Here is a 25855-nt window from a genome sequence, read left to right as displayed (position 1 = left end):
CGGGCGGGTGGCCTTCCCCCCCCCCCCGCCTATGCGCGCCCCCCCCCCCCCCCCCCCCCCCCCCCCCCCCCCCGCGTCCGGGCCTTCTGCGCGTCCGGGGCAGCTGATCTAGACGGCCGCCATGGTGCCGGCGTTGTGCCCGTGAGTCCCGGCAGTTTCGGGCCGCCACGGCGTCAGGGCCGGGGAAATGGGCGCGCTGGTAGGGACCGCGCGGTCGGGAGGGATGTCCGGCCAAACGGGCCCACCGGCACCCGGCCGCAGAACTTCCCACACGCCGGGACTGGAGGGCGCCTGAAACCCCAACAGGGAACATCCGTACCACTACGTGGGATCTTCGCGGGAAGCTCGATCAAGACGGGGGTGCGGGCGGAGGGCCAACTTCCGGGCATGGCAGGAGCGGGGATCCAGATAACAATCCGGTAACCCGAGCCTGCCTTACCTGCCCCTGACCTCCGGTTATACCCGGTTGCCGCGAGTTTTCGTGAAACGTGGGAGCGCTCCCACTTGACATGTGATGCACCACACATCAGCATTTAGGCATCGCTTGTGGGAGCGCTCCCACACCGCCGGCACAACCGCCGGAGCAGGCACCCGGGCGCATCCGTTAGGCAACCGCACGGCAGGCGCGTAAACACCCGCCACGCACTCGTGCACTCGTAATCCGACAAAGGAGTCAGCAATGAGTACCAAACCCACATCGGCAGGCCGCGCACGCCGCCGGGGTCCCGCGGTTGCCGCATCGGTCGCAGCCGCAGCCCTTCTGCTCACCGCCTGCGGAGGCGGCGACGACGGAGCATCAGGAGATGACGGAAAGGTGACGCTCAGCGTCAGCACGTTCAACGAGTTCGGCTACGAGGATCTCTTCAAGGAGTACGAGGCCGCCAACCCGAACGTGAAGATCGTGCACGACAAGAAGGCTACCTCCGACAACGCGCATGACAACCTGAACACCAAGCTGGCAGCCGGGTCGGGCCTGTCGGACATTGAAGGCATCGAAGTTGACTGGCTGCCGGAGCTGAAGCAGTATTCGGACCAGTTCGCGGATCTTGCCAGCCCGGAAGTCGAAGGGCGCTGGCTGGACTGGAAAGAAGAAGACGCCACAGTTGACGGCAAGCTGATCGGCTACGGCACCGACGTCGGTCCGGAAGGCGTCTGCTACCGGGCGGACCTCTTCGCCGCTGCCGGCCTGCCGACCGACCGCGAGGAAGTTGCCAAGCTGCTCGAGGGCGATTGGGACCACTACTTCGAGGTTGGCGAGCAGTTCACCGCCAAGTCCGACGCCGCGTGGTACGACTCGGCCATGGCCGTCTACCAGGGCCAGATCAACCAGGTGAAGAACGCCTACGAGGAAAATGACGGCAAAGTCATTGCCACCGAGAACCCGGAAGTGAAGGAGATCTACACCAAGGTCCTCGAGAACTCCGTAGACAAGGACCTGTCCGCCCACCTGGAACAGTGGTCCGATGACTATGAGGCGGGCTTCCAGAGCGGCGCCTTTGCCACCACCCTCTGCCCGGGCTGGATGCTGGGCAGCATCGAAGGCAACGCGGCCGGCGTTGAAGGCTGGGACATTGCCAACGTATTCCCGGGCGGCGGCGGAAACTGGGGCGGTTCCTACCTGACCGTCCCCACCCAGGGCAAGAACCAGGAAGAGGCCATCAAGCTGGCCCAGTGGCTCACCGCCCCTGAACAGCAGATCAAGGCCTTCGAAGCCAAGGGCACCTTCCCCAGCCAGACTGAGGCCTACGAGTCCGACACCCTGCTGAATTCCACAAACGAATTCTTCAATGACGCACCGGTCGGCAAGATCCTGGTGGACCGGGCCAACGCGGTCACCATGACTCCGTTCAAGGGTCCGAACTACTTCACCATCAACACCAACATGGCCCAGGCACTGAACCGGGTGGATGTCCTCAAGACCGATGACGCCAACTCCTCCTGGGAGAAGTTCGTCGCCAGCGTCGACGCCCTGCAGTAGCCCCTAACCTCCGGTGCCTGCGGCTGCCACTGTGTGTAGTCCGCAGGAGGGCGCTGCAGGCACCGGACCCAACTTCTTCCCCCTTGAACGTTAGGAAGTCAGCCATGGCTGTCACCGTCAAGCCGCCGGCAGCGCGGACGCCGGTACGGCGGTTAGGGTTCAGCAGCCGGCTGGCCCGCTGGGACGTCAAAGTCTCCCCGTACCTTTACGTTTCACCGTTTTTCATCATCTTCGCCATTGTTGGGCTGTTCCCGCTGATCTACACCGGATGGGTTTCCCTGCACAACTGGAACCTGATCGGCGGCAACCAGGGCTTCACCGGCGTCGAGAACTTCACCTTTGTGCTCTCCCAGCCGTATTTCTGGAATGCGGTGGGCAACACCTTCAGCATCTTCCTGATCTCCGCAGTGCCCCAGATCATTCTGGCCATTGCCATTGCTGCTGTCCTGGATGCCAACCTCCGCGCCAAGACCTTCTGGCGCATGGGCGTGCTCGTGCCCTACATCGTTGCCCCCGTAGCTGTGGGCCTGATTTTCGGCAACCTCTTTGCTGACCAGTCGGGTGCCATCAACGGTGCGCTGACCTCCATGGGACTCCCGGCCATTCCCTGGCATGCCAACTCCCTGGCCAGCCACGTCGCGATTGCGACCATGGTGGACTTCCGCTGGACCGGCTACAACGCGCTGATCTTCCTGGCCGCCATGCAGGCGATTCCGCGGGACATGTACGAGGCCGCGATTATCGACGGCGCCAGCCGCTGGCGGCAGTTCATTTCCATTACCGTGCCCATGCTGCGCCCGACCGTCATATTCGTTGTCATCACCGCCACCATCGGCGGACTGCAGATCTTCGACGAGGCCCGCGTCTTCGACACATACGGGCTCGGCGGTGCAGACCGCCAATGGCAGACCCTGACGATCTACATCTGGGAACTGGGTTGGGGTCAGCGCAACCTGGGACGTGCTTCCGCAGTCGCCTGGCTGCTGTTCGTCATCATCGTGGTCATCGCCGCACTGAACTTCTTCATCACCCGACGCATCGCCACCCAGGGAGGACGGAAATGACTTCCGTACCCATGGTCGAACAGACCGCCGGCCGCAAGGCCGCCGAAGCAGCCAAGCGACGCCGTGACCGCGGCGGGCAGGACCAGCGTCCGGGACGGGTCAATGTCCGGGCGGCGAAGACGGGCGGGTACAACAAGCGGCCCGGCTTCCTCACCTACGGGCTGCTCGGAGCAGTGATCCTGGGCTCAGCCCTGCCGATCCTCTGGTCCGTCCTGGTCGCCAGCCACGACAGCACCGCAATTGCCAAGGGGGTGCCGCTGATCCCCGGCGGTAACTTCTTTGCCAATGCCGCAACAGTGCTCGACACCATCCCGTTCTGGCGGGCCCTGGGCAACAGCGTCCTGGTCTCCACAGTGACGGCGGCCTCCGTGGTGATCTTCTCCTCCCTGGCCGGCTTCGCCTTCGCCAAGCTGCGCTTCAAGGGTTCGAAGGTGCTGCTGGTCTTCGTGGTGGCCACCATGGCCGTTCCCACGCAGCTCGGCGTCATTCCGCTGTTCATCGTGATGTCCAAACTCGGCTGGACCGGCACCATGGGCGCCGTCATCATTCCCGGGCTCGTCACCGCGTTCGGCGTGTTCTGGATGACCCAGTACCTCCAGGACGCCCTGCCGGACGAATTGATTGAAGCCGTCCGGATGGACGGCGCGAACATGTGGCAGTCGTTCTGGCACGTGGCCCTGCCGGCCGCCCGACCGGCTGCCGCCATGCTGGCACTGTTCACCTTCGTTGCCACATGGACCAACTTCTTCTGGCCCCTGATTGTGCTCAACGCGCAGAATCCGACGCTGCCGGTGGCCTTGGCGCAACTGCAGTCGGCTCGTTTCGTGGACTACTCGGTGGTCCTTGCCGGAGTGGTGCTCTCCACCATTCCGCTGTTTATTGTTTTCGCCGTTGCAGGACGGCACCTGGTTGCAGGAATTATGCAGGGAGCGGTTAAGGGATGACGCAGCACACCAACGGAAACTTCCCCACGGGATTCCTGTGGGGGGCGGCCACCGCCGCCTACCAGATCGAAGGTGGCGCGTGGGAAGACGGCCGCAAGGCCTCCATATGGGACACCTTCAGCCGGGTCCCGGGCGCAGTGGTCAACGCCGAGAACGGAGACGTCGCCTGCGACCACTACCATCGCCTTGATGAAGACGTGGCCCTGATGAAGTCGCTGAACCTGGCTTCCTACCGCTTCTCCACCTCCTGGGCGCGGATCCGGCCCGACGGCGGCGCAGTGAACCCGGCCGGCCTGGACTTCTACAGCCGGCTCACTGACAAACTGCTCGACGCCGGAATAAAGCCCTGGCTGACCCTTTACCACTGGGACCTGCCGCAGGCGCTGCAGGACGCCGGGGGCTGGGCCAACCGCGACACTGCCTACCGCTTTGCCGAGTACGCCCTGAGCGTCCATGACGCCCTGGGGGACCGGGTGAAGGCATGGACCACATTGAACGAGCCCTGGTGCTCCGCCTATCTCGGCTACGCAAGCGGCGAGCACGCACCCGGACTGCAGGACCGGTCCCTGGCCGTGGCCGCGAACCACCACCTGCTGCTCGGCCACGGACTTGCCGCGCAGGAGCTGAAGGCCCGCGATGCGTCCCTGGACGTGGGCCTGACCCTGAACTTCACCGTCGCGGATCCGCTGGATCCTGAGAACCCCGACGACGTGGACGCCGCCCGCCGGATCGACGGGCAGTTCAACCGGGTGTTCGCAGACCCGGTTTTCCGCGGCAGTTATCCCGAGGACGTCCTCGCTGATCTGGCCCCATACGGTTTGGGACAGCACATCGGCGAAGGGGATATGGCGGTCATCAGCACACCGGTCGATTTCCTGGGCGTGAACTATTACCACGGCGAGGCCGTCACCAAGACGCGTCCGGCCACACTGCGGAGCACCGAGGCACCCGTTTCGCGGCCGTCGGCCAGCCCGTATCCCGCCGCGGACGGGGTCTACTCCGTGCCCCGCGGACTGCCGGTGACCAACATGGGGTGGGAAATCCAGCCCGAGGGCCTGCACCGCCTCCTGCTCCGGCTGCAGCGCGACTACACCGGGCCCGCCGGGGTGCCGCTGTACATCACGGAAAACGGCGCCGCGTTCGACGACGACGTTGTGGTTGACGGCGTGGTCCAGGACGAGGACCGGCTGGGGTTCATCGAAGCGCACCTGCAGGCTGTCCGCGATGCGGCAGCAGACGGCGTCGACGTCCGCGGCTACTTTGCCTGGTCGCTCATGGATAACTTTGAATGGGCCTGGGGCTACGCCAAGCGGTTCGGCATTGTCCATGTGGACTACCAGACCCAGGTCCGCACGCCGAAGGCCAGCGCCCGGTGGTTCGCCGAAACCGCACGCACCAATGCCCTGCCGGAAAGGTCCTCCGCGGCCGCACCGGATGTCGTATCGTCGATTCAGTGAGCTCCCTCAACCAGGGCACCCGCGGAACGCAGGTCAAGCCCCGCCGCAGCAGTCCCACGCTGGAAGATGTGGCGGCGCTTTCCGGCGTCTCCCGCTCCACCGTGTCGCGGGCGATCAACGGCGGGGCCCGGGTCAGCGCCCGGACGCAGGCGGCCATTGACGCCGCTATCGGAGAGCTGGGCTTCACCCCCAACCGGGCGGCCCGCTCGCTGGCCACCAGCCGCGCCGACTCCATTGCCCTGGTGATTCCCGAACCGGACGGCCGGGTCCTGGTGGATCCCTTCTTCGCCATGACCCTCAACGGGATCACCGAGTCGCTGGCGGATACCGAGGTGCAGCTGGTGCTGCTGATGGCCCGGAAGGGGGAGAAAGCGGGCCAGATCATCCGGTACCTGCGCAGCGGCCACGTGGACGGGGCCATTGTGGTTTCGCACCACAAGGCGGACGCCCTGGAAATCGAACTGGCGGACGCGCCGCTGCCGGCCGTGTTCATCGGCCGGCCGTGGCATGGCCGCCAGGGACTGGTGTTCGTGGATACGGACAACTACACCGGCGGACTGCTCGCGGCGCGGCACCTAGCCGGCCGCGGTTACCGCCGGATCGCCACGGTGACCGGACCGGCGGACATGACCGCCGCGCAGGACCGCACGGAGGGCTGGCGTGCCGGGCTCGCTGAGGCAGGGCTGGTCTCTGCCGGGGCGGAGTCCGGGCACTTCACCACCGAAGGCGGCGCAGCGGCAGCGGCCCGGCTGCTGGACGCCGATCCGGGGATTGACGCCATCTTCGCGGCGTCGGACCTCATGGCCCTGGGTGTGCTGACCGTCCTGCGTGAGCGGGGCCTGTCGGTTCCCGGGGACGTGGCGCTGGTGGGGTATGACAACCACCAGCTGGCCGCCTCGAGCAAGCCCGGGCTGACCACGGTGGTGAACCCGATGGTCGAGATGGCACGGCGCGCCTCCGAAATGCTGCTGCGCGAAATCGAGGAGCCCGGTTCGCGCCTGGAACCGGCTATCTACCCGCCGGAACTGGTCATCCGGCAGTCCGCCTAGGCGGCGTTCTCCCGTTTGGCCGCCGGCAGCAGGTCCCGGGCGCCCAGGGCGGCCAGGATGAATGCGTAGTCCCAGGCGCGGTCCTTCCAGGCCTCGTACCGCCCGGAAGCCCCGCCGTGGCCGCCGTCCATTTCGATCTTGAGCACAATAGGCTCGCTGCCGGTGGTGGTTTCGCGCAGCTGGGCCACCCACTTGGCCGGTTCCACGTACAGCACACGGGTGTCATTGAAGCTGGTGACGGCGGCGATTTTGGGATAGTCCACGGCCCGGATGTTCTCGTAGGGCGTGTATTCCTTCATGTACCGGTAAACCTCGGGGTCGGTGATGGGATTGCCCCATTCCTCCCATTCCAGGGCCGAGAGCGGCAGATCAGGGTCAAGGATGCTGGTCAGCGCGTCCACAAACGGCACCTGCGCCACGATGGCGCGGTACTTCTGCGGCGCCAGGTTCGCGACGGCGCCCATCAGCAGGCCGCCGGCCGAGCCGCCCATGGCCGCGATCCGGTCCGGATCCGCCCACCCGGACGCCGCCACCGCGTCCGTGGCATCCACGAAGTCGGTGAAGGTGTTCTTCTTGTGCAGCTTCTTGCCGTTGTCATACCAGGAGCGGCCCATTTCTCCGCCACCGCGCACATGCGCCACCACGTACAGCACTCCGCGGTCCAGGAGCGAGAGCCGGGCTACGTTGAACCCCGGGTCCATGCTCATTTCGTAGCTGCCGTAGGCGTAGACCAGGGCCGGGTTGCTGCCGTCCCGCTGCAGGTCCGCCCGCCGGATGACGGAGAGCGGAATGCGGGTGCCGTCCGCCGCCGTCGCCCAATCACGTTCGGCTACGTAGTCCTCGGACCGGTAGCCGCCCTTCACCGGGGTTTCCTTACGCAGCTCCAATTCGCCGGTGGCCAGCACGTAGTCGTAGACCCGCGGCGGGGTAAGGAAGGAGGTGTAGCTGAGCCGCATGATCGGGGAGTCGAACTCTGCGTTGGCCAGGTTGGCGGTGTAGAGCTCCTCGTCGAAGGCCGGTTCCACCGGGGAACCCTGCGCGCCGGTGCCCAGGCCGTCAACCGGGAGGATCTGCACCCGCTCGGTGGTGTCCTTCCGCACCGAGACGAGCACATGCGTGGCGGTGACGGCTGCGCCGTTGACCCGCACGGTGTCGTCGTGGGCGATCACGGTGCGCCACTGCTGCTCGTCCAGGGGCTTGTCGAATTCGGCCTCGTCCACCAGCGAAAGCATGGAGTTCAGCGCCCCGCGGTTGTGCGTGAGGAGGTACTGGCGGCGGCCGTCAAGGGTCAGCGGCTCGGCCTCGTAAAGGATGTGTGCGCTGCGGGGAATCAGGGTGCGGACCGTGTCCGTGGGATCGGCGAAGTCCAGCACGCGGTATTCGCTGTATTCGGAGCTGCTAATGCCGATCAGCAGCTGCCTGCGGTCTGCGGAGAGGTCGAAGCCGGTCCACATGGCAATGTCGTCTTCCTGGTAGATCTCGACGTCGTCCTCCACCGGGGTGCCCAGGGTATGCGCCTTGATCTGGTACGGCCGCCAGGAATCATCCACCACGGTGTAGAAGACGCGGGTGCCGTCCGGGGCGAAGGCCAGCGAATAGAAAACGTTGGCAATGGTGTCCGGGAGCAGCTCCCCGGTGCGCAGGTTCTTGATCCGCAGGGTGAAACGCTCGTCGCCGGCGTTGTCCTCGGAGTAGGCGAGCAGGTTGCCGTCCTCGGTCACGGCCAGTCCGCCCAGGGAGAAGAACGGCTTGCCTTCGGCTTCCACGTTCCCGTCCACGAGGATCTGTTCGCCTTCCACCGGGACGCCCGGCAGGACGGCGGGCGGCGTCCAGTCGGCGTCGAGGTCCCCGGTGTCTTGGGCGGCGGTGCGGCAGTGGATGGCGTACTGCTTGCCCTCTTCGGTGCGGGTGTAATACCACCAGCCCTTCTTGCGGGCCGGAACGGAGAGGTCCGTCTCCTCAGTGCGGTTCTTGATCTCGTTGAAGATCTCCTCGCGCAGCGGCTCCTGATCGGCCGTGATCTCGGCGGCGTACGCATTCTCCGCGGTCAGGTGGGCAACCACCTCGGGGTTTTCCTTCTCCCGCAGCCACTCATAGTTGTCGATGAAGGTGTCACCGTGGTGGGTGCGTTCAGTCGGGACTTTCTTGGCAACCGGGGGCTGGGGAGTAGTCATGCTTCGAATATATCCATCCGGGCCGCGGCGTCGAAGGACCGCGCTGGCGTTATGCTCGCGGCTTAGCCCGCGGACCCCCGGCGTCAGCGGGCGGGGATGTAAAGCACGCTTTACATCTCCGGAGTCGGCATGGCATGCTCCAGGCCATGACTTCCGAGACGAAGGGCGGCCGCACCCGCCTCCTGACGATTGGTGCGGCCGCAGCAAGTGGTGCGGCCGCCGGTGCGCTCCTTGGCTGGGTCGCGGCGCTGCGGACCGGTGGGGACCCGGCGCTGTATGTGCCGGTCTTCGCCGCGGCGGTGGGCCCGGTGGCGGCGGCGGCGTTCTGGATGCTGGTGCTGAACGCCGGGGAAACCCGCCGGCTGGACACGGACTCAGCCGCCGACGTCGAACGCTCCTGGACGCGGGATGCCGCAGCTGCGGCATTCACGGACCTGATAGTGCTGCTGGCCGCCGGAGTGGTGGTGCAGGCAGTGGCAGGTTGGGCCGAGCCGCTGCCGCTGTACTGTGCGGCCGGGCTGGGGGCCTGGACACTGCGTTATGCCGTTGCCCGGCACCGGAATTCTTAGGCATGGAGAACCGCGTGGCCCAGGAGCGGCTGCGCCTGGGACTATCACAGGTGCAGTTGGCCGAACGCCTGGGGGTCTCCCGGCAGACGGTGATTTCCATCGAGAAGGGCAAATTTGATCCGTCCCTGCCGCTGGCCTTTAGCCTGGCCCGCGTGTTGGGCCGGCATATTGAAGACCTGTTCCTGCCCGGGGGCTAGTCGCCCAGCAGCAACCAAGCGCACAGCGCTCCCACGCTGAGGAAAAGCAGCCAGTTCACCGCCACGACCAGGAGGGTCGAGGTGAAGGGCCGCGGCGGCATCTCGCGGCGGGGGAGCAGTGCCGGTTCCGGCGCCGGGCCCTTGCGGAACTGCCCCCAGAGGCTGGTGCCCAGCAGGACGGTGCCCCCTGCCAGGGCCAGCGGAAGTGCCGGCAGCGAGAACAGGACCAAGTGCGGTGCAGCCAGCAGGAGGACGGCTTCCACCACCAGGCAGGCTGCCAGGAGAAGGGCCGGACGCCGCAGGGAACGCCAGGTGGGATTGCGTGCGTAGAGCGGGCTGACCCCGGCAACAACCAGGGCGGTGAAGGCCAGCAGCAGGCCCGGCGCAGTGACGTTGACGGTAGCGGCATCGGAGGTCACCGCGGCCGCCACGGCGAAAAAGCCCAGCAGTCCCAGGAGCGTTGGCACAATGACCACCGCTGCCGAACGAACGGCCGGCCGTTCCTCCCGGTCCTCGGGCCGCGGTCCGGGAAGGGCAGCACCGGCCGGACCAACACCGGCCGGGTCAGCACCTGCAGGGTCAGCCCCGCCCGGGTCAGCACCTGCAGGGGCGCCCGGTATCCGGCGCCCGGCATCGGGTTCGGGGGTACCCATGTCAATCCTCTCCGCGTTGAACTCTCTGTGTTCAGTTTTCCACAGGGTCTTGACCCTCGTATCCACTCTCCATATTCTGAACGAACGGTCGGTAAATAATACGGTCGGTAGCAATACTGCCGTCCACTGAGGCGGGGATTCAATGCCTGCGGCGCGTTGCACCGGGTGCGGTTGGGACGAACGCGGTTGGGACGAGTGCGGTTGGGATGAGCGGGGTCGGGATGATGAGCATGGAAAATATGGGCCGGACAGCTCTCAGTGCGGAGACCGGAAGCGGTTCCGGCGGGCAAGAACACTTTGACAGGCTGATCGCCGCCGACACACGGGTGGAACCGCGGGACTGGATGCCGGATGCATACCGGAAAACCCTCGTGCGGCAAATCTCCCAGCACGCACACTCGGAAATCATTGGGATGCAGCCGGAAGGGAACTGGATTTCCCGGGCGCCCTCGCTCAAGCGCAAGGCCATCCTGATGGCCAAGGTCCAGGACGAAGCCGGACACGGACTGTACCTGTATTCCGCAGCTGAAACCCTGGGCACGCCGAGGGAACAGATGACCGAAGACCTCATTGCCGGCAAGGCCCGCTACTCGTCGATCTTCAACTATCCCGCTCTGACCTGGGCGGACATGGGGGCAATCGGCTGGCTGGTGGACGGCGCGGCCATCTGCAACCAGGTCCCGCTATGCCGCGCCTCCTACGGACCGTACGGCCGGGCCATGGTTCGGATCTGCAAGGAAGAATCCTTCCATCAGCGGCAGGGTTTCGAGATCCTGCTGGAACTTGCCCGCGGCACCGAGCCTCAGCGGGAAATGGCCCAGGATGCGATCAACCGGTGGTATGCCCCATCGCTGATGATGTTCGGCCCGCCCGACGACGATTCCCCCAACTCGCGCCAGTCCATGGCCTGGAACATCAAGCGCTTCTCCAACGACGAACTGCGCTCCCGGTTCGTGGGCATGATCGTGGAACAGGTCAAGGTGCTGGGCCTGACGCTGCCGGACCTGGACATCCGCTTCAATGACGAAAGCGGCAAGTGGGAGCACGGGCCGTTGGACTGGGACGAGTTCCGTGAGGTCCTCGCCGGCCGCGGCCCCTGCAACTCCCAGCGGCTGGCACGCCGCCGCGAAGCGCACGAAGACGGCGCCTGGGTCCGTGAGGCCGCTGCGGCCTACGCCGCCCGGCAGCCGGCCCGGCAGTCCCGGGAAGGAGCGGCATAGCCATGACTGGTGGATCAACAACCGGCGACGACGGCTCCCGTCCCGCCGCTCAGGCTGCCACGGAGACTCAGGCGGCCCCCGCGACTGAGACTGCCGCCGCCGCGGCTCCAGTTGCCCCGCAGCCCGCCGCCGCGGCTCCAGTTGCCCCGCAGCCTGCCGCCGCGGCTCCAGTTGCCCCGCAGCCCGCCGCCGCGGCTCCAGTTGCCCCGCAGCCTGCCGCCGCGGCTCCAGTTGCCCCGCAGCCTGCCGTCCCGGCCGGTGCGTGGCCGCTCTGGGAAGTCTTTGTCCGTTCCTCCCGCGGCCTGTCGCACGTCCATGCCGGGTCCCTGCACGCCCCCGATGCCCAGATGGCCGTGCGGAACGCCCGCGATCTTTACACCCGGCGGAACGAGGGCGTCTCGCTTTGGGTGGTCCCGGCGTCGGCCATCATTGCCAGCGACCCGGACGCGAAGGGGCAGTTCTTCGAGTCCCCGCAGGGCAAGGACTACCGGCACGCCACCTATTACACGGAATCCGAAGGGGTGAAGCACCTGTGAGCTCGGACAGCGCCACCCGGATTACCCCGGGCAACGCCCTGCGCCCGGAAGACATTGCCGCCGCCGGAACCCGTGCACCCGCCGATGTGGCCGAATATGCGCTGCGGCTGGGCGACGACGCGCTGGTGCTGGCCCAGCGGCTCGGCTGGTGGATTTCCCGTGCCCCGGAACTTGAGGAGGACGTGGCGCTGGGCAACATAGCCCTGGACCTGATGGGCCATGCCCGATCCTTCCTGACCTACGCCGGCAGCGCCGACGGGCGGACCGAGGATGACCTGGCCTATTGGCGCGGGGAATCCGGGTTCCGCTCTGCGCACTTGATGGAGCAGCCCAACGGTGACTTCGCCCGGACCATTGCCCGGCAGTTCGCCGTCTCCTTCTACCAGTTTGAGCTGTACAGCGCCCTGCAGCACTGTGCTGACGCAACCCTGGCCGCCATCGCAGCGAAGGCGGTCAAGGAAGTGGACTACCACCGCGACCACAGTGCCCAGTGGGTGCTGCGGCTGGGGCTCGGCACCGACGAGTCCCGGCGCCGGATGATCCGGGCGCTGGAACTGACCTGGCCCTACGTGGGTGAACTGTTCGACGACGACGCCCTGGTTACCGCCCTGGGGGACCGGGCCGTGCTGCCGTCCACCCTCAAACCGGCCTTCGAACGCAACATTTCCGCCGTGCTCCGGGAGGCCGAGCTGGAGGTGCCCATGGTCCAGCCCGCGCCCGGCGGCGGACGGCAGGGCCGGCACAGCGAGCATCTCGGCTATATGCTCGCGGAAATGCAGGTCCTGGCCCGTGAACACCCGGGTGCCACGTGGTGAGCGTGATGGAATCCGCCCTGCGCTCGGCAGACCCCGCCGCAGCGGCGGCCTGGGATGTGGCCGCCACGGTGTGTGATCCGGAGATTCCCGTGCTGACCATCGAGGACCTGGGGGTCCTGCGCCGGGTGGAGGTTTCCGGGGCCGGGGTCCAGGTGGCCATCACCCCCACCTATTCCGGCTGCCCGGCCATGGACGCCATCACCGAGGACGTCACCGCAGCCCTGCACCGGGCCGGATACACCGGAGTGCAGGTCCGGTTGGAGCTGGCCCCGGCGTGGACCACCGACTGGATGAGCAGTGCCGGCAAGGCGAAGCTGGACGCCTACGGCATCGCCCCGCCGTCCGGACGCGCCGCGGCCGGCCCCGTCCGGGTGGGCTTGAGCGTGAAGTGTCCGCAGTGCGCCTCGCTGAATACCCGCGAACTGACCCGCTTCGGGTCCACCTCGTGCAAGGCGCTGTGGGTCTGCGGCGACTGCCGTGAACCGTTCGACTACTTCAAGGTGCTCTGAAGATGTCCGTCCTTCCCGCCGCCCCCGCCCGGCGTGCCGTTTTCCATCCGCTGACCGTCGCGGCCGTCCACCGGCTGACTGAAGACGCCGTCGAGGTCACTTTCGCGGTGCCGCCGGACCTGGTGGATTCGTACCACTACCTGCCCGGGCAGTATGTTGCCCTGCGCAAGGTTTTGGACGGCACCGAACTGCGGCGCAGCTACTCCATCTGCGCCGAGCCACGCCCGGGGGAGCTGCGGGTGGCAATTAAACGGGACCTGGGCGGACTGTTCTCCTCCTGGGCCAACGAGCACCTGTTGGCCGGGGATGTACTGGACGTGATGAGTCCGGCCGGCAGCTTCACGTCCCGCTCCCTGCCCGCCGCCCTTTCCGCGGCATACAGCGGCGGCCGGGCGGACATGCCGGCACACCAGCAGGTTGAGGGGCAGGTGTTTGCCGCCGTGGCCGCCGGCTCCGGCATCACCCCGGTCATTGCCATTGCCCGGACCATCCTGGCCTCTTCGGCCACCACCCGCTTTGACCTGGTCTACGCGAACAAGGCCGCCATGGACGTGATGTTCCTCGAAGAGCTGGCGGACCTGAAGGACCGCTACCCGTCCCGGTTCGCGCTGCACCACGTGCTGTCGCGTGAACAGCGCATTTCTCCGCTGCTCTCCGGCCGGATCGACGCCGCGAAACTCACGGCACTCATCGGTACGGTCCTGCCGGCCGATGCTGTGGACGAATGGTTCCTCTGCGGGCCGTTCGAGCTGGTTCAGCTGTGCCGCGATGCCTTGTCCGCACGCGGAGTCGATCCGACCAAAGTCCGGTTCGAGCTGTTCACCACCGGCCGTCCGGACCGGCCGGAAGGCTCATCCGGCCGTCCCGTTGTGCCGGACAGCTCGGGCGAAAACTACGGCATCACCTTCCGGCTGGACGGGCTGCAGGGGTCGGTCTCCAGTCCGGTCCATGCCCGGGAATCGATCCTGAATGCAGCCCTTCGGGTGCGCCCGGACGTGCCGTTCGCCTGTGCCGGCGGCGTCTGCGGGACCTGCCGCGCCAAGCTTGTGGCCGGCACCGTGGAGATGGAAGAGAACTACGCGCTGGAACCGGAAGAGCTTGCAGCCGGTTACGTGCTCACCTGCCAGAGCCGGCCCACCAGCACCGAAGTCAACGTGGACTACGACGCCTAGGAGGCACCGATGATCGAGCTGAGCATCAGGGACGGGGTGGCCGAGGTCCTGCTGAACGCCCCGCAGAAACTCAACGCCTTGGATTTCGAGGCACTGGGTGAGCTGGGACGGGCCTACGACGACGCCGCGGCGGCCGGTGTGCGCGCACTGCTGCTGCTCGGGGAGGGTCGCAGTTTCTGTGCCGGCCGGGACATCTCCGGGGTAAACCCTGCGGATGATGATGCGCGGGGTTACCTGGTGGAGGGCGTAAAACCGCTGCTGCGGAAAATGTCCGCTTTCCCGGCGCCAACCTTCGCTGCCGCGCAGGGCGCCTGCCTCGGGGTTGGCCTGGGTTTGCTCGCGGCCACCGACGTCGTCTACGTAGCCGCCGACGCGAAGATCGGCTCGCCGTTCGCGAACCTGGGGGCGGCCCTGGATTCGGGCGGGCACTGGCTCTTCACCGAACGGCTCGGCCCGCACCGCACCCTGGACCTGATCTACACCGCCGAGTTGATGAGCGGCGCCGAAGCAGTGGCGGGCGGCCTGTTCAGCCGCGCCCTGGAACCTGCCGGCCTGCTCGCACAAACCCGGGAAGCCGCAGCGCGGGCAGCGGCCGGTCCCGCCCGGGCGCTGCTGGCCTCCAAGGCGCTGGTGGCGGAGATCCGGGACCGGCGGCTGGGCTTCTGGGAGGCGCTCGATGCCGAAAACGAGGTGCAGGAGCGGTTGAGCAGGACACCGGATTACGCTGAGGGATTCGCAGCATTCAAGGAGAAGCGCAAGCCGGTGTTCCGGCGCTGAGCGGCGTCCCGGATCCCGTCCGGAAGCGCACGGAAGCACCGGGGATTGCGTCCCGGCTTGTGATGCGGCACGCACCGGGCTAGGTTGGAAGAGAACTCGTAAGCATGCTTACAACCGTGCTTGCCGGGACCAGGAAACAGACCAGGAGGCGGAACATGGCCGACAGCTACAACCCGAACAACGATCCGGCTAATCCGGACAAGCCCAAGGACGCGCAAAAGGGCGCCGGGACCCAGGAGGGCACCGGCAACCATGAGCACAGCGAGGCGAAAGCCGGTAGCACCAACCCGGATCCCCTGGATGGCAACATCACCGGGTTGGAGCCCGGCGGCGGTGTTCCCCCGGGAGAAACCCCTCCCGCAGAAGACCAGATGAGCACCGATCAGGGCCACGACGAGAACTGACCCCGCCCCCGCGGCACCACGGCGCCTGCAGCAGTTGCTGCCGGCGCCGTCGTATGCCGCGGCCATGTTTGCCTCCACCCTCTGGTAGACCGGGCCGTTTCAGACCGGCTTGAACTGGTGGAACGGCACCCGGAGGCGCCCGTGCCGCCGTTCCGCCCCGGTGCCGGATGGCTCATTCTGCGGCTTTGTGTAGGTGCATTGAGCCGTATGGGTCCGCGTATGTCCTCAGCTATTTGCTGGAGCACCCTGCACTCCGGCAGGAACTGGGATCTGTCCGCTCCGAAACGGTCGTTAACTCAGTCCTGGCCACGGCGGTTGCCTCTGCCGGGCGCCAGCCCGTCTAGGTTTGAGCGCAACATTTACCAGCGGCGGAAGCCGCCTTCGGTGTTCAGTACCTGGCCGACCATCCACCGGCCTTCGTCGCTCACCAGCCAGGCGACGAGCCGCGCCGGATCGTCGGGTTCCCCGAACCGGCCGCCCGGGAAGTGGGCCAGCACGGCCTCCAGTTCCTCCGAGGGCCGGTCCCTGGTGGCGTCGTCGAGGTAGCCGGTGTTGACCGGTCCCGGATTCACGGTGTTGAGGACTATGCCGCGGCCAATCAAGTCGTCAGCCACCGAGGCCGTGATCCCGGCCAGTGCCCCCTTCGACGTCGCGTAGGCGATTTCCGCAGGCATGGGCCCCTGGGACTGTCCCGAGGTCAGCCAGATCACCCGCCCGCCGGGGCGTCCGTCATGCTGTTCGGCGAAGTACCGCGTGGCCAGCAGGGTGGAGCGCGTGTTCACCTGCCAGTGCGCGTCCAGCTTCTCCGGCGTCATCTCCAGCAGGCGCCCGTCGCTGCCGCTCATTGCATGGTTGCAGACCAGGATGTCCACGTGTCCGAATGCGTCCCGGGCAGCGTCGACGAGCTGCCGGGCGCCGTCGGCCGGGGCCAGGTCCATCCCCGCATGGTCGAGCCGGGCATCACCGACCAGTTTTCCGCGCAGCTCCCGCAGCAGGTCGTCGATCGAATCGGCACCCCACGGCTGGGCCTCGTCGTTGGGGGCATAGTGCTGCACGAACAGGTTGGCACCCATGGCGGCCAGCCGGGACGAAATGGCGTAGCCGATGCCCCTGCGCCTGCTGACACCTGTGACGACGGCGGTCCGTCCGGACAACGGGAAAGCGGAGGACGGGACAGCGGAGGACGGGACAGCGGACGGTACGGCAGCGGAAGTCATCCGCCCAGCGTAAGGCGTCCCGGCGGCGGGCCGTTTGTCCTAGCGGGTGTCGCGTTCCTCGAAGACCAGGAACGTCTGGGTATCCAGGACCCCGGGCATGGACTGCAGCTGGTCGAAGATGACCCGCCGCAGGTGGACGTTGTCCTCGGCCCGGACCAGCACAATGACGTCGAAGGAACCGCCCACCAGCGCGATGTGGTGGATTTCCGGGATATCCACGAGCCGGTCCTTCAATTCCCGCCAGGCATGCTGGCGGACCTTCAGGGTGACATAGGCGGAGGAGCCCAGTCCGGCCTTTTCCGGATCCACCAGGGCGGTAAATCGGCTGAGGACACCGGTGTCGGTGAGCCGTGCGATCCGCGAATAGGCGTGCGCCCGGGAAATGTGCACGGCCTGGGCCACGGCGGTAAAAGACGCCCGGCCGTCGGACCTCAGGACGGCCAGGATCTTCCGGTCGATATCGTCCAGCACCTGTGTTGGCTTCGGTGTTGCTGTGGTTGCCGGTGTAGCTGCCATAATGTCCACGCTCTCCCCAAGTAATCTGCGTCACATTTGCAAGGTGTCCATCAGATTACTCCCGGCCGTCCAATGCGTCCAAGATTTCCGCGGATGCTGGCTATGCCTGCGCGCCGGTCAGCATACTGGCAAGACAGAAGTTCCCGCGTGCAATGACGCTGCGGGCACTGAAGGACGGAGGCTCGTAATGACCATCTCTCCCGGACGTCCGCCCCAGGCGGCCCCCTCCTCCAACGGCGTGCCCGACGCCGCATCCGGCGCCGCTGTGCAGAACCTGCTCCCGTCGGACACCCCGGTGCAGCTGATCGACGCCAACGGCACTGCCTCTGTGCACCCGAGCTACCTTCTGCCCGCCGGAGACGCCCTGCTGGACGCGTACGCGCAGCTGGTGACCGGACGGCGGATCAATGACCAGGCCAACGCGCTGGTGCGCCAGGGGCGGATGGCCGTCTACCCCTCATCGCACGGGCAGGAAGCATGCCAGGTTGCCGCCGCCGCGGTGCTTCGGGACCAGGACTGGCTCTTTCCCACGTACCGTGACAGCGTCGCCGTCATGTCCCGAGGCGTTGACCCGCTGCAGGTGCTGACCCTGCTGCGCGGGGACTGGCACAGCGGTTACGACCCGTATGAACACCGGGTGGCACCGCAGGCCACCCCGCTCGCCACGCAGCTGCTGCACGCCGTCGGTGTTGCCCACGCAGCCAAGCTGAAGGGCGAGGACACTGTGGTCCTGGCACTGTGCGGAGACGGCGCCACCAGCGAGGGGGACTTCCACGAGGCCCTGAACTTCGCCGCCGTATTCCACCTCCCCGTGGTCTTCTTTATCCAGAACAACCAGTACGCCATCTCGGTGCCGCTGCGGAACCAGTCCGTGGCACCTTCCCTGGCGCACAAAGCCGTGGGGTACGGGATGCCGGGGGAGCGGGTGGACGGCAACGACGTCGCGGCCCTCCTTGCCGTCCTGGGCGCAGCGGTGGAGCGGGCGCGGGAAGGCGGCGGCCCGGCCCTGGTGGAAGCGCATACCTACCGGATGCAGCCGCACACCAATGCTGACGACGCCACCCGGTACCGAACCGCGGAAGAAGTGCAGGACTGGGTGCCCCGGGACCCGCTGGCCCGGACCCGGACCTACCTGCGCGGACTGGGGCTGTTGGACGATGCACGGGAAACCGAGCTCGCGGCCGACGCCGAAGCGGTTGCCGCCGCCATGCGCGACGGCCTGAACGCCGACGTCGTTCCCGACCCGCAGGAGCTGTTCGAACACGTGTATACCCGGCGCACCCCGCAACTGGCCGAGCAGGCCCGGCTGCTGCGCAGCGAACTTGACCGCGGCTGACCGAAAGGCGCACACCATGGCAGCAACCAGCACGCAGGCCCGGCCCGCAGGGGTGCCTGCACCGGAGACCGACGGCGGCCCCCTGACCTTTGCGAAGGCGCTCAACGCGGCGCTCGCGGACGAGATGGCCGCCGATCCCGCGGTGGTGGTCTTCGGGGAGGACGTGGGTCCGTTGGGCGGGGTCTTCCGGATCACCGACGGCCTGACGGCCCGCTTCGGCACCGACCGCTGCTTCGACACCCCGTTGGCCGAATCCGGCATTATGGGCATGGCCGTGGGCATGGCGATGAACGGATTGCGGCCGGTGGTGGAAATGCAGTTTGACGCCTTTGCCTACCCGGCGTTTGAGCAGGTGGTCAGCCATGCGGCCAAAATGTCCAACCGCACCCGCGGCAAGGTAAAGCTGCCGCTGGTGATCCGGATTCCCTACGCCGGCGGAATCGGCGGAGTGGAACACCACTGCGATTCCTCCGAGTCCTACTATGCGCACACCCCGGGCCTCACCGTGGTGGCCCCGGCCACCGTCGCGGACGCGTATTCGCTGCTGCGCGCCGCGGTGCGGCTCAACGACCCGGTGGTCTTCCTGGAACCCAAAAAGCTCTACTGGGCGAAGGAAACCGTTGATCTGCCGGCACTGCGCCGCGCCGCCGATGATGCCGTGCGGACCGGGACCGAGGCAGCCGGCGGCATCGGCACGGCCGCCGTTGCACGTTCCGGAACGGACGCCACCCTGATTGCCTACGGGCCGTCGGTCTCCACAGCCCTGGCCGCCGCAGCTGCCGCTGAAGCGGAAGGGCGGTCCTTGGAAGTGATCGACCTGCGCTCCATCGTCCCGTATGACGACGCCACCGTGGATGCCTCGGTGCGCAGGACGGGGCGGGCCGTGGTGATTGCCGAAGCACCGGGGTTCGCGTCTGTCGCCTCCGAAATTGCGGCGCGCGTGCAGGAACGCTGCTTCCACTCCCTTGCCGCCCCGGTGCTGCGGGTGACCGGTTTCGACGTGCCCTACCCTGCGCCGAAGCTGGAGCACTGGTTCCTGCCCGGCGTGGACCGGATCCTGGAGGCCGTGGACGAGCTGCAGTGGGACGAGGGGGACGCCGGTGACGAGGGGGCCGTCGAGACGGAAACCCGCGCAGAGGCGGGAGGGCCGCGATGAGTGTGCGTACTTTCCTGCTGCCGGACCTGGGCGAGGGCCTTACCGAAGCTGAGCTGGTCAACTGGCTCGTTGCGGTTGGCGACACCGTGGCGGTGGACCAGCCAGTGGCGGAGGTGGAGACAGCCAAGTCCCTGGTGGAGGTTCCGTCCCCGTTCGCCGGGCGGGTGGCGCAGCTGCACGGCAGCGCGGGAGAGAGCGTCGACGTCGGCCGTCCCCTGATTTCGGTGGATACCGCTCCTGCGGGGCGGTTGGCCGCAGAGCCGTCGCAGGGGGACACCGCGAATGCCGCTTCAGCCGGGCTGGGAACAGCGCCTGCTGCCGGACTGGAAACAGCGCCTGCTGCCGGACTGGAAACCGCTGCGGCGGTGGGAACTGCGGAAGCGGCGGCTTCCGCAGCGGGGGAGGCCTACCGGCAGGAGGAAAAGGCCGGTTCCGGAAACGTGCTGATCGGCTACGGCACCCCGGCAGCAGACCGGGCGCCGCGGCGTACCCGCGCACCCAAGCGTCGAGCCGGTGGGCCGAACCCCGCGGAGCGCGGCGCCGCCGGCGGATCGGCGCAGCAGCATCCCGGCGCTGAAGCTCCGCGCTGCATCTCGCCGCTGGTGCGCCGAATGGCCCGGGACGCAGGTCTGCGGTTGACGGGTCTCACCGGGACGGGACCGGACGGCCTGATCCTGCGACGCGACGTCCAATCGGCCCTGGCAGCCAAGTCTGTTCCGGGCGGGATGCCGGCCAACGGTCCTGTCGCGGGCATCATCGCCTCAGTGCCCGTGGCCCCTGCCCCGGCGGCGGTTGCTGCCCCGACGGCGGTTGCTCTGGCCCCTGCCCCGGCGCTGGCCCCTGCCCCGGCCCCGGCGCTGGCCCCTGCCCCGGCCCCGGCGCTGGCCCCTGCGGCTGGCACGGCGGCCACAATACCGGCCGGACCCCGGGATCCCCGGACCGGACTGGCCATCACCAGCCGCACCCCTCTACGGGGTCTGCGCCGCACGGCAGCCGCGACCCTCAGCCGGAGCCGCACCGAGATCCCCGAGGCCACGGTCTGGGTGGACGTGGACGCGACCGCCCTGGTGGAACTGCGTGCCGACCTGGCGCGGGACGGCCAGGGCGTTCCGTCGCTGCTGTCCTTCCTGGCCCGGTTCACCCTGGCCGGGCTGGCCCGCTACCCGGAGCTGAATACCCGCTACGTTCCGGCCGGGGAAGCGGCTGCGGAATCTGCAGGCGCCGGCGCCCGTCCCGGTGGACAGTCCGGCACCCGCCCGGGCGCAGCCTCAGGGACAGCGTTCCGCGGGGGAGCCGAAGCGGCGGTCGAGGCCTTCGACGGAGTGAATCTGGGCATAGCGGTGCAGGCTCCGCGGGGGCTCATGGTGCCCGCGGTACGGCGCGCCGATTCGCTGTCAACGCGCGAGCTGGACACCGAAATCCGCCGGCTGACCGCTGCGGCACAGGAGGGACGCGCCACCGCTGCCGAATTGACCTCGGGCACCTTCACCTTGAACAACTACGGGGTGTTCGGCGTGGACGGCAGCGCCGCCATCATCAATTACCCCGAATCGGCCATCCTCGGCGTAGGCCGCATTATCGACAAACCGTGGGTGGTTGACGGCCGGCTGGCTGTACGCAAAATGACGGAGCTGACCCTGGTCTTTGACCACCGGGTCTGCGACGGCGGCACTGCCGGCGGATTCCTGCGGTACGTGGCCGACGCCGTCGAAAACCCGGCCCGGGTGCTGGCCGACCTGTAGCTGCCAATCCGAAACGACTGACCTGTAACGACTGACCTGTAACGACTGGCCTGTAACCACTGCCCCGTAATACGTGCCGCGCACAACCCGTCCGCGATAGGTTGGTAGGGCCGGCGAAGGGATCCCTGACATGACCGAAACACCGCAGCAGCATCTAACCGGCCAGCTGGGCTGGCAGGAGGTTGCGCCCCGCATCTGGGTGCGCAGCAACACCGCTTACAGCGTCAACACCGGACTGGTGGTGGGCGACGAGCGGGCCCTGCTCATTGACACCGGAGCCGGCCCCGGCATGGCACAGGAAATTTACGACGCCGCCCGGCAGTTGACGGACCTGCCGCTGACGGCGGTGAACACGCATGCGCACTTCGACCACTATTTCGGCAACGCCCTGATGCTGGCCAACGGTGTGGAGGACATTTGGGCCACCGCCGGCTGCGCCGCGAGCATTCGCGAAAACGGCAACACCCACCGGTCCCAGGCGGCCGACGCCGAGCCCGAGATGGCTGCCGGGATGGGTGAACACACGGAAATTGCCGAGCCCACAAAGCTGGTGGATGAGGCCCCAGTGGACCTGGATCTGGGCGGCATCTCCGTCACCCTGTTCCACCTGGGCCGTGGACACACGGACCACGACCTGCTGGTCGGAGCCGGCGACGTCTTGTTCACCGGAGACCTGGTGGAGCAGGGAGCGGACCCGCAGTTCGAGGATTCCTTCCCCAAGGACTGGATCCGCACGCTGGGCAAGATCACCGCCCTGGAAGACCTGTATACGGTGTTCATTCCCGGTCACGGCTCACCGGTCACGGTGGATTTCGTGACCACCCAGATGAACAAGATGCGCACCGCGGTCGCCGTGACCCGCAGCGCCATGGACCAGGCATCGGTGGACATGACCAAGGCCATCCCCATCCTTCCGTACGGGCCCGAACAGTCGCGGGCGCTGCTGACGCGGCTTCGCACCCTTGCCCGGTGGAAGTGGCTGAAGAAGTAACAGCACTGTCCGGCAGCCGGTGCGGGGATAGTCTGGGGCCGTGCCAGCGGAAGATTTCAGCCTTCGAACCATAGCCGTTCCTGCCTACGGCCCCACCCTGCTTTACGGGCTGGCAACCGGCGCCATCCTGCCGGTGGTGGCGATCACCGCCCGCGGCCTCGGCGCCACCGTTGCCCTGGCTGCCCTGCTCATCACCCTTACCGGGGTCGGCTCGCTGCTGACCAATGTGCCTGCCACCGTGGTCACCACGCGGTTCGGTGAGAAATGGGCGCTTGTGGCTGCCTCGGCCTGGTGCGCCCTGGCCATGGTCCTGGCAGCAGCCGTACCGGTGCTGTGGGTCTTTGCCGTGGCCGTGTTTATGGTCGGGATGGCCGGCTCGGTGTTTGGCCTGGCCCGGCAGAGCTATCTCACCGAGGCGGTGCCCCTGCATTTCCGTGCCCGGGCGCTGTCCACCCTGGGCGGCGTCAACCGGATCGGCGTTTTTATCGGTCCGTTTGCCGCTGCCGGGGCCATCCACTTCCTGGGCACCCAGGGCGCCTATTGGGTGGGTGCCGTGGCCGCCGTCGGGGCAGGCATCCTCAGTTTCCAGGTCCCGGATCTGGCCCTCCGTTCAAGCGGTTCCGGCGGTTCCAGCGGGTCCGGAGGGCCGGGCGGGCCGGCTGGCCGCGGACCGGAAGATGCCCCTGCACCCACGGTCCTTGGCATCCTGCGCAGCCACGCCCGGGTGTTCCGGACCATCGGCATCGGGGTGCTGCTGATCGCCGCGGTCCGGGCCACCAGACAGGCAGTGATTCCGTTGTGGGCCCAGCACATTGGACTGGATCCCACCGCCACGGCACTGATCTACGGGCTATCGGGCGCCATCGACATGCTGATCTTTTATCCCGCGGGCAAGGCCATGGATACCTGGGGCAGGCGCTCGGTGGCTGTGCCGTGCATGCTGATCATGGGAGCGGGGCTGGGCCTGCTGCCGCTGGCCGGCGGACCCACCGGGCTGCTGCTGGCGGCTCTGCTGATCGGATTTGGCAACGGTATAGGCTCCGGCATTGTGATGACCCTTGGCGCCGACTTTTCTCCCTCGCCGGGTCGCCCGCAGTTCCTGGGCATCTGGCGGCTGCTCGCGGACCTTGGAACCATGGGCGGGCCGGGACTGCTCGCGGCCGTAACCGCCCTTGTCTCGCTGTCGGCGGGAATCGGGGCTACCGCCGTACTTGGGCTGCTGGGAGCGGCGGTGCTGTGGCGCTGGGTGCCCGGGCGCAAGGCCCGGGCAGCCGCTAGCGTCGGGCAGGGTCCCCCGCCTGCTGGCTGAACAGCCAGCAGGCCAGGGCACTGATCAGGAAACCGACTCCGACAATCAGCGCCAGACCTGCCCAGAAATACAGCGGCGCGGCAGTGGCCACGGGGGCCGAATCCCACCGGGCGTAGAAGTACAGGCCCAGGCTCACCGCGGTGGCCAGGATGCCGGGCACGGCGCACAGCACGGCAATGACCTTCGCCTGCCCCTGGGCCGGGCCGGTGGCCGGCCAGCAGTTCCATTCCGGGTTGGTGCGCATCATGACCAGGCCGCCCACCAGCGTCCAGGCCGCCACCACCAGCAGGGAGGCGACGACGTCGGACGGGCGGTGCCAGAGGTTCAGGAACGTGGCTGCCCCCGCCAAGATGGCGTAGCTGCCGCCGAAGAGCGCCGCGAGCGGGCGCCAGCGCGGGGAGGCCAGCAGGAAGACCGCCGCCGCGGCGGAGGCGGCAAGGGTGGTGTGGCCGGAAGGAAGCGAGTTGAAATCAAGGGTCACCACGCCCCGGTCGGGACGGTCCAGCACGGTGCGTTTGAGTAGCTGGCTGCTGATGTTGGCTGCAGCGAACGTACCCAGGGCAATCACGGCAGGGGAAATCCGATGCCGCAGGATGGTCACGAAAACCACCACTATCACCGCGATGAAAACCGAGATGAGCGGCAGGTTGTCCAGGAACGAGATGACCGGCAGATGGTTGCCCAGGGCGATCAGTTCGGCTTCCTTGAACGCGGATTCGTCGGCCAGTTGGCCGGTGGTGGTGCGGACGAAGAACCAGTAGGTGGCGGCAACGCCGGCGGCACATACAAGGGCGGCAAAAAGGAAGAGCGCCGGATTATGCGCAGCCGGACGTTGGGCACGGGAGCGCTGTGCCAGCAAGTTGCGAGTATCCATTGCTTCCAGATTGCCACATCATCGTGAACGTTGCCTGAGCCTGCCTTCACCGCGGCGGCCTAAAACTCCACAAGCGTAGGCTGGCATGGTGCCGAACTGGATGAGTACCGATTTCCCTGCCCTGCGCGCCGGTGCGCGTGTGGTATCCATTCCCATGCGGGTAAAGTTCCGCGGCATCCTGCACCGTGAGGCCCTGCTGCTGCAGGGGCCCGCAGGCTGGGGCGAATTCTCCCCCTTCCCGGAGTACGCGGATGCCGAAGCCGTGCCGTGGCTGGCCTCGGCCCTGGAAGCCGCCGAGCTGGGTTACCCGGAACCCGTGCGGAATGCGGTGCCGGTAAACGGAACCGTTCCCGCAGTGCCTGTGGACCAGGTGGAGGCCGTGCTGGCCCGCTTCGGCACGGTATCCGCCGTGAAGGTGAAAGTGGCGGAGGCCGGCCAGTCCCCGGAAGAGGACCTGGCCCGCGTGGCCGAGGTGCGGCGGCTGCTGCCCGACGCCGGAATCCGCGTGGACGCCAACGCCGGCTGGGACATTCCCACCGCCGTCGCAACCTTGACCCGGCTGGCCGAGGCAGGGCTGGAATATGCCGAACAGCCCGTAGCCGGGATTGACGGGCTGCGTGCGGTGCGGACCGAGCTGCGCCGCCGTGAGGTGCCGGTGCTTATTGCCGCTGATGAAAGTGTCCGCAAGGAAACCGACCCGCTGAAGGTTGCCCGCGAAGACGCCGCGGACCTGATCGTCATCAAGGCCGCGCCGCTGGGCGGGGTGCGCCGGGCTGTGGACATAGTCCGGCAGGCCGGGCTGCCCGCCGTGGTGAGTTCCGCCATCGACACCTCAGTGGGCATCCGCACCGGCGTCGCCCTGGCCGCCGCGCTGCCCGAGCTGCCCTACGCCTGCGGGCTGGGCACCCTTTCGCTGATGGCCGGCGACGTCACCGGGGAATCCCTGCTGCCCGACGGCGGCGCCCTGGCCGTGCGGGACGTGACGGTGTCCGAGGAACTGCTGGAACGCTATGCAGCCCCTGCGGAACGCACCCGGTGGTGGCTGGACCGGTTGGAGCGGGTGCACGGGCTGCTGGCCCGACGCGCCTAGGTGGCGATTCTTCTGCCCGGCCGCCTCTGACAGCCGGGGCGTGCACCGACAGGATCACCGGACCGACAGTGCACGCACGCAGGTCCGGCTCGTGCCGTTACCCTTC

At 67.6% G+C, this 25855-nt stretch carries 24 protein-coding genes and 1 pseudogene; 20 read left to right on the top strand and 5 right to left on the bottom strand.

Annotated features, from left to right (window positions below):
* Window positions 1–679 precede the first annotated feature (679 nt).
* The 5 genes from LOC57_RS02225 to LOC57_RS02205 all read left to right on the top strand — a co-directional run bounded on the left by LOC57_RS02225 (window position 680) and on the right by LOC57_RS02205 (window position 6492).
* Window positions 680–1978 (top strand): ABC transporter substrate-binding protein, encoded by a 1299-nt coding sequence (locus LOC57_RS02225; RefSeq protein ID WP_227912666.1) that lies wholly within the window; start codon window positions 680–682, stop codon window positions 1976–1978.
* A gap of 104 nt (window positions 1979–2082) precedes the next feature.
* Window positions 2083–3042 carry a carbohydrate ABC transporter permease gene (locus tag LOC57_RS02220; protein ID WP_229957797.1) on the top strand — a complete coding sequence of 320 codons (960 nt, stop codon included), beginning with the start codon at window positions 2083–2085 and terminating at the stop codon, window positions 3040–3042.
* Window positions 3039–3986, top strand: a complete 948-nt coding sequence (locus LOC57_RS02215; RefSeq protein WP_229957795.1) for a carbohydrate ABC transporter permease — start codon at window positions 3039–3041, stop codon at window positions 3984–3986. Before LOC57_RS02220 ends, LOC57_RS02215 begins: the two co-directional genes overlap by 4 nt.
* A complete protein-coding gene (locus tag LOC57_RS02210; protein ID WP_227925245.1) occupies window positions 3983–5443 on the top strand; it encodes a GH1 family beta-glucosidase in 1461 nt (486 codons plus the stop codon). Before LOC57_RS02215 ends, LOC57_RS02210 begins: the two co-directional genes overlap by 4 nt.
* Window positions 5440–6492, top strand: coding sequence for a LacI family DNA-binding transcriptional regulator (locus LOC57_RS02205; RefSeq protein WP_229957792.1), 1053 nt, complete (start codon window positions 5440–5442; stop codon window positions 6490–6492). Before LOC57_RS02210 ends, LOC57_RS02205 begins: the two co-directional genes overlap by 4 nt.
* Here the strand turns inward: LOC57_RS02205 and LOC57_RS02200 are convergent.
* On the bottom strand, window positions 6489–8666 hold the full coding sequence (locus LOC57_RS02200; RefSeq protein WP_229957791.1) for a S9 family peptidase: 2178 nt from the start codon (window positions 8664–8666) through the stop codon (window positions 6489–6491). The two genes, LOC57_RS02205 and LOC57_RS02200, sit on opposite strands and share 4 nt — an antisense overlap.
* A gap of 146 nt (window positions 8667–8812) precedes the next feature.
* On the opposite strand from LOC57_RS02200, the gene LOC57_RS02195 reads away from it, so the two are divergent.
* Window positions 8813–9235 (top strand): hypothetical protein, encoded by a 423-nt coding sequence (locus tag LOC57_RS02195; RefSeq protein WP_229957790.1) that lies wholly within the window; start codon window positions 8813–8815, stop codon window positions 9233–9235.
* Between the two features lie 2 nt (window positions 9236–9237).
* Window positions 9238–9432: a helix-turn-helix transcriptional regulator gene (locus LOC57_RS02190; RefSeq protein WP_227912673.1), complete on the top strand. Its 195-nt coding sequence runs from the start codon at window positions 9238–9240 to the stop codon at window positions 9430–9432.
* Here LOC57_RS02190 and LOC57_RS02185 read toward each other — a convergent pair.
* Window positions 9429–10085, bottom strand: coding sequence for a hypothetical protein (locus LOC57_RS02185; protein ID WP_229957789.1), 657 nt, complete (start codon window positions 10083–10085; stop codon window positions 9429–9431). The genes LOC57_RS02190 and LOC57_RS02185 overlap by 4 nt on opposite strands.
* A 230-nt stretch (window positions 10086–10315) precedes the next feature.
* Here LOC57_RS02185 and paaA point away from each other — a divergent pair, with 230 nt between their 5' ends.
* The 7 genes and pseudogenes from paaA to LOC57_RS02150 all read left to right on the top strand — a co-directional run bounded on the left by paaA (window position 10316) and on the right by LOC57_RS02150 (window position 15518).
* On the top strand, window positions 10316–11305 hold the full coding sequence (paaA, locus tag LOC57_RS02180; protein WP_229957812.1) for a 1,2-phenylacetyl-CoA epoxidase subunit PaaA: 990 nt from the start codon (window positions 10316–10318) through the stop codon (window positions 11303–11305).
* A gap of 260 nt (window positions 11306–11565) precedes the next feature.
* Window positions 11566–11841: pseudogene (gene paaB, locus LOC57_RS02175) on the top strand (1,2-phenylacetyl-CoA epoxidase subunit PaaB); the annotation flags it as partial.
* On the top strand, window positions 11838–12656 hold the full coding sequence (gene paaC / locus LOC57_RS02170; protein WP_229957788.1) for a 1,2-phenylacetyl-CoA epoxidase subunit PaaC: 819 nt from the start codon (window positions 11838–11840) through the stop codon (window positions 12654–12656). The pseudogene paaB and the gene paaC, both read left to right, overlap by 4 nt.
* 5 nt (window positions 12657–12661) lie before the next feature.
* Window positions 12662–13165: a 1,2-phenylacetyl-CoA epoxidase subunit PaaD gene (gene paaD, locus LOC57_RS02165; protein ID WP_229957810.1), complete on the top strand. Its 504-nt coding sequence runs from the start codon at window positions 12662–12664 to the stop codon at window positions 13163–13165.
* A 2-nt stretch (window positions 13166–13167) separates the two neighbouring features.
* Window positions 13168–14337, top strand: coding sequence for a 1,2-phenylacetyl-CoA epoxidase subunit PaaE (gene paaE, locus LOC57_RS02160; protein WP_229957786.1), 1170 nt, complete (start codon window positions 13168–13170; stop codon window positions 14335–14337).
* A 9-nt stretch (window positions 14338–14346) separates the two neighbouring features.
* Window positions 14347–15114 carry an enoyl-CoA hydratase/isomerase family protein gene (locus tag LOC57_RS02155; RefSeq protein WP_227912679.1) on the top strand — a complete coding sequence of 256 codons (768 nt, stop codon included), beginning with the start codon at window positions 14347–14349 and terminating at the stop codon, window positions 15112–15114.
* Window positions 15115–15269: 155 nt separating this feature from the next.
* Entirely contained in the window at window positions 15270–15518 is a 249-nt protein-coding gene (locus tag LOC57_RS02150; RefSeq protein ID WP_227912680.1) for a DUF6480 family protein, read from the top strand.
* Between the two features lie 359 nt (window positions 15519–15877).
* Here the strand turns inward: LOC57_RS02150 and LOC57_RS02145 are convergent, their stop codons facing one another.
* Together LOC57_RS02145 and LOC57_RS02140 are read right to left on the bottom strand one after the other, a co-directional pair.
* Window positions 15878–16735: an SDR family oxidoreductase gene (locus LOC57_RS02145; RefSeq protein ID WP_227912681.1), complete on the bottom strand. Its 858-nt coding sequence runs from the start codon at window positions 16733–16735 to the stop codon at window positions 15878–15880.
* Between the two features lie 39 nt (window positions 16736–16774).
* Window positions 16775–17251, bottom strand: coding sequence for an Lrp/AsnC family transcriptional regulator (locus tag LOC57_RS02140; RefSeq protein WP_227912682.1), 477 nt, complete (start codon window positions 17249–17251; stop codon window positions 16775–16777).
* A 187-nt stretch (window positions 17252–17438) separates the two neighbouring features.
* Between LOC57_RS02140 and pdhA the strand changes: the two genes are divergently transcribed.
* The 5 genes from pdhA to LOC57_RS02115 all read left to right on the top strand — a co-directional run bounded on the left by pdhA (window position 17439) and on the right by LOC57_RS02115 (window position 23785).
* Complete coding sequence (gene pdhA, locus LOC57_RS02135; protein WP_227912683.1) at window positions 17439–18587, top strand: pyruvate dehydrogenase (acetyl-transferring) E1 component subunit alpha; 1149 nt, start codon at window positions 17439–17441, stop codon at window positions 18585–18587.
* 16 nt (window positions 18588–18603) lie between these two features.
* Window positions 18604–19743, top strand: a complete 1140-nt coding sequence (locus LOC57_RS02130; protein WP_269440243.1) for an alpha-ketoacid dehydrogenase subunit beta — start codon at window positions 18604–18606, stop codon at window positions 19741–19743.
* On the top strand, window positions 19740–21485 hold the full coding sequence (locus tag LOC57_RS02125; RefSeq protein ID WP_227912685.1) for a dihydrolipoamide acetyltransferase family protein: 1746 nt from the start codon (window positions 19740–19742) through the stop codon (window positions 21483–21485). Before LOC57_RS02130 ends, LOC57_RS02125 begins: the two co-directional genes overlap by 4 nt.
* A gap of 130 nt (window positions 21486–21615) precedes the next feature.
* Window positions 21616–22476 (top strand): MBL fold metallo-hydrolase, encoded by an 861-nt coding sequence (locus tag LOC57_RS02120; protein ID WP_227912686.1) that lies wholly within the window; start codon window positions 21616–21618, stop codon window positions 22474–22476.
* 40 nt (window positions 22477–22516) lie between these two features.
* Window positions 22517–23785: an MFS transporter gene (locus LOC57_RS02115; protein WP_229957784.1), complete on the top strand. Its 1269-nt coding sequence runs from the start codon at window positions 22517–22519 to the stop codon at window positions 23783–23785.
* On the opposite strand, the gene LOC57_RS02110 is transcribed toward LOC57_RS02115, so the two are convergent.
* On the bottom strand, window positions 23751–24659 hold the full coding sequence (locus LOC57_RS02110; RefSeq protein WP_227912688.1) for a phosphatase PAP2 family protein: 909 nt from the start codon (window positions 24657–24659) through the stop codon (window positions 23751–23753). The two genes, LOC57_RS02115 and LOC57_RS02110, sit on opposite strands and share 35 nt — an antisense overlap.
* A gap of 100 nt (window positions 24660–24759) precedes the next feature.
* On the opposite strand from LOC57_RS02110, the gene LOC57_RS02105 reads away from it, so the two are divergent.
* Complete coding sequence (locus LOC57_RS02105) at window positions 24760–25749, top strand: o-succinylbenzoate synthase (protein ID WP_227912689.1); 990 nt, start codon at window positions 24760–24762, stop codon at window positions 25747–25749.
* The last annotated feature ends 106 nt before the right edge of the window (window positions 25750–25855 follow it).

This window comes from Arthrobacter sp. zg-Y750 (genome assembly GCF_020907365.1).
In the GTDB taxonomy this organism is placed as follows: Bacteria; Actinomycetota; Actinomycetes; order Actinomycetales; family Micrococcaceae; genus Arthrobacter_B.
Note: the sequence above shows the minus strand (reverse complement) of the source record. Positions and strands in the feature narration are given on the sequence as shown.